The sequence below is a fragment of the Streptomyces sp. NPDC092952 genome (assembly GCF_044754785.1).
Lineage (GTDB): Bacteria > Actinomycetota > Actinomycetes > Streptomycetales > Streptomycetaceae > Streptomyces.
Genome location: NZ_JBIVPT010000054.1, coordinates 1 through 3,686, shown reverse-complemented (window position 1 = coordinate 3,686; position 3,686 = coordinate 1). Strand labels below are relative to the sequence as shown.

The following is a 3,686-nucleotide window of genomic DNA, read 5'->3' as shown; positions in this document are numbered from 1 at the left end:
CATCACCGGTGACGCGCATCCGCAGGGCGTCGTGGCGGTCCAGGACCGCTTGCAACGCGCCGGTCAGGCTCTCGTACGTCACCAACGCGGGGACCCGGATCGATGTCGACTGGCTGTACTGCGCGAAGGGAACCTGGCGCAGGGCGAGTTCGCGCATGATCGGAGTGAGCGGCACGGCGCCGGTGGCGTCGCAGGGGGCCTCGGGCCGAGGGTCCGCCGCGGACAGCACAGCCACCTCTGCGAGGCGGGCCGCCGTCTTGCACTCGAAGACGTCCCGGGGCGTGATCTGCCAGCCCGCCCGCCGGGCCGCGCTCACCACCTGGATCGACATGATGCTGTCGCCGCCCAGATCGAAGAAGCTGTCGTCGACGCCGATCTGCTCCAGGTCGAGCACCTCGGCGATCAGGCCGCACAGCAGCGCCTCGAGCGCGGTGGCGGGAGCGCGGGAGGCAGTGGCGGAGAAGTCGGGGGCAGGCAGGGCCGCCCGGTCGAGCTTGCCGTTCGGAGTGAGCGGCAGCGCGTCGAGGACGACGACGGCGGCCGGGACCATGTACTCGGGCAGCAACCGGGCCGCCGTGGCCCGCAGCTCGTCGGGGCGCGGTCTCATTCCGTCGGCGGGGACCACGTAGCCGACCAGGCGCCGGTCGCCGGGACGGTCCTCACGGACCAGCACGGCAGCGCGGACCGTTTCGGGGCCGGAGAGCAGCGCGGCCTCGATCTCGCCGAGTTCGATGCGGAAGCCGCGCACCTTCACCTGCTGGTCGATACGCCCCAGGTACTCCAGGGTGTCGTCGGCCGCGCGGCGGACGAGATCTCCGGTGCGGTACATCCGAGTACCCGGCGGACCGTAGGGGTCGGCCACGAAACGCTCGGCTGTCTGCCCCGGTCGGTCCAGGTAGCCGCGCGCCAGGGGCGCCCCGGCGATGTACAGCTCGCCCGGGGCGCCGGCGGGTACCGGCTGCAGACCCGCGTCGAGCACATACGTACGGGTGTTCCAGAAGGGCCGGCCGATCGGCACGGGCCCGTCGGCGATCGGCGTACCGGGCGCCACGTGGTGCTCGGCGGCGGTCACCGTGGTCTCGGTGGGGCCGTAGGCGTTGACGATCCGTACGTCCGGGTGGGCGGTGCGCCAGCGCCGCAGCACCTCGCCGCGCAGCGCCTCGCCGGCGACGAGAAGAGTGCCGGTGGGCGAGACCCCGGCCGGCATGACCTCGAGCAGGCCCAGGTGCGATGGCGTCACTTTGACCAAGGTGGGGCGCGGGCCACGGGCGGCGACGTCCTCGTCGAGGTCGCCGATGCGCACGGCGCCGCCGCTCACGAGCGGCGCCCACAGGGCGGTCACGGTGAGGTCGAAGGACACCGAGGAGTGCAGCAGCGAGACGCCGGTTGCGTCCTCGTACACCTCACGGGCGCGGGCCAGGTAGTCACTCAGGGAACGATGCTCGACGACCACGCCCTTGGGGAGGCCGGTGGAGCCCGAGGTGAAGATGGTGTAGGCGGGCGTGCCGGGGAGCACCGGCGGGAGATTGCCGTCGGCGTACGCGGACAGGTCGGCCCGACCCGGCCAGTGCTGGTCGACGACCGCCACCGCGTCGGTGGCGGCCAGCGTCCGCTGGATGCGCTCGGCGGGGTAGCCGGGGTCGACGGGGACGTACTCGGCGCCCGACTTGGCGACAGCGAGGAGCGTCACGACCAGCTCGGCCGAGCGCGGCAGCAGCACGGCGACACTGCGCTCGGGGCCTGCCCCGCGCTCGGCGAGCAGGCGGGCGAGGCGGTTGGCGCAGGTGTTCAGCTCCCGGTAGGTGAGCGTGACCTCGCCGTCGTGCACGGCCGGGGCCTCCGGCGTGCGGACGGCCTGCGCCTCGAAGAGCTGGGGCAGCGCCACCGGCGCCACCTCGCGCACGGGGCCGTGGCCGCCTGTGAGCGCCTGCGCCCGCTCGGCGGCGGAGAGTACGTCCACCCGGCCCACGGGCAGCGCGGGGTCGGCGAGCACCGCCTTCAGGACGCGTACGAGACGGGCGGCGACGGCCTCGGCATCGGCGCGGTCCACGAGGTCGGGCTGGAAGTCGAGCCGGAAGCGCAGTGCGTCCCCGGGGAGCGCCACGAGACCGTAGGTGTAGGGCAGGGCGGAACGGCTGCGGGCGTCGGCCAGCCGCAGTCCTGCCTGGTCGGCCAAGGCGTGGAGCTCGGCGCTGTCCAGCGGATAGTTCTCGTACACCAGCGAGGTGTCGAAGAGGTCGCCGAGCCCCGCCGCGCGCTGGATGCGGGCGAGGCCCAGGTGCTGGTGGTCGAGGAGCCGGGTCTGTTCGGCCTGCAGGCGTCCGAGGACGTCGGCGAGTGTCTCGCGCGGGTTCAGGGCGAGCCGCAGCGGCAGCGTGTTGATGAACAGACCGACCATGTCCTCGACGCCGTCGAGCTCCGGCGGGCGGCCCGAGACCGTCACGCCGAAGACCACATCGGTGCGGCCGAGCAGCCGGGACAGGACGATGCCCCAGGCGGCCTGGGTCACGGTGTTGAGGGTGACGCCCAGAGTGCGGGCACGCTCACCGAGTTCGCGGGTGTCAGCGGCGCAGAGCCCGAACTCCACCCGCTCGGGCTCCACCGGCACCCGGCCCGGGTCGGCGGCCACGAGCACGGAGGGTTCCGTGAGGCCATCGAGGGCCTCGGCCCAGGCCACGTCCGAAGCCTGCCAGTCACGTCCGGCGAGCCAGGCCAGGTGATCGCGGTAGGGGCGCACCGGCGGCAGTACGGCGCCACCCCGGTAGAGGGTGAGTAGTTCGCGCAGCACCAGCGGCAGCGACCAGCCGTCCAGTACAGCGTGGTGCGCGGTCACCGTGACGCAGGCCCGGTCGGGCCCGGTCCTGACGAGCAGGAAGCGGATCAGCTCCGGACGCTCCAGGTCGAACTTCCGGTTCCGCTCGTTGGTGAGCAGCACGTCGAGCCCGTGGTTCTCACCCGCCACGCCCTCGGCCGCCTCGGTGTCCAAGGGCGCGTACGCCTCCCGCTCGGACCAGACCGGCTCCGCCGCCCCGGCCACCGCCTGGACCGGCCGCCCGCTTTCGGACAGCGGGAAGGCGGACCTCAGGGCCGGGTGCCGGACGAGGAGTTCGGCCGCGGCGGCGCGCAGTGCATGCGCGTCGAGGACGCCTTCGAACTCGACGGTGACCTGCAAGGTATAGACATCGGGCGTGTGCCCGTCGAAGACGCTGTGGAAGACCAGCCCCTCCTGGAGTGGGGACAGGGGCAGTACGTCCACCACGCCGGGCAGCCCGTCGGCCAGCCGTTCGAGTTCGTCATCCGGGAGGGGCGCCTTCAAGGCCGGCGCGACCTCGGGTTCGGCAGCCGCCATGGCGATGTGCTTGCCGAGCGCGCCCACCGTACGGTGGGCGAACACCTCGCGCACGGTGAGGCCCAGGCCCGCCCGGCGGGCAAGGCCGACAAGCCGGATGGCGATGATGCTGTCGCCGCCGAGGTCGAAGAAGCTGTCGTCGATGCCGACGCGGGCCAGGCCGAGCACCTGGGCGAAGAGCGCGCACAGGAGCTCCTCACGGGACGTGCGCGGTGCACGCGAAAAGCCCGAAGCGCCGATCCCGGGGGCGGGCAGGGCTTTGCGGTCGAGCTTGCCGTTTGGGGTGAGCGGCAGCGCGTCGAGTGTCACGAACGCGGTCGGCACCATGTACTCGGGG

Annotated in this window: 1 protein-coding gene; it reads right to left on the bottom strand. The window is 73.1% G+C overall.

What is annotated here, in order from left to right; translation table 11 throughout:
* Positions 1-3,686, bottom strand: a 3,686-nt coding sequence (locus ACIQGQ_RS37145) for an amino acid adenylation domain-containing protein (RefSeq protein ID WP_402405096.1), incomplete at both ends; no start/stop codon positions are given.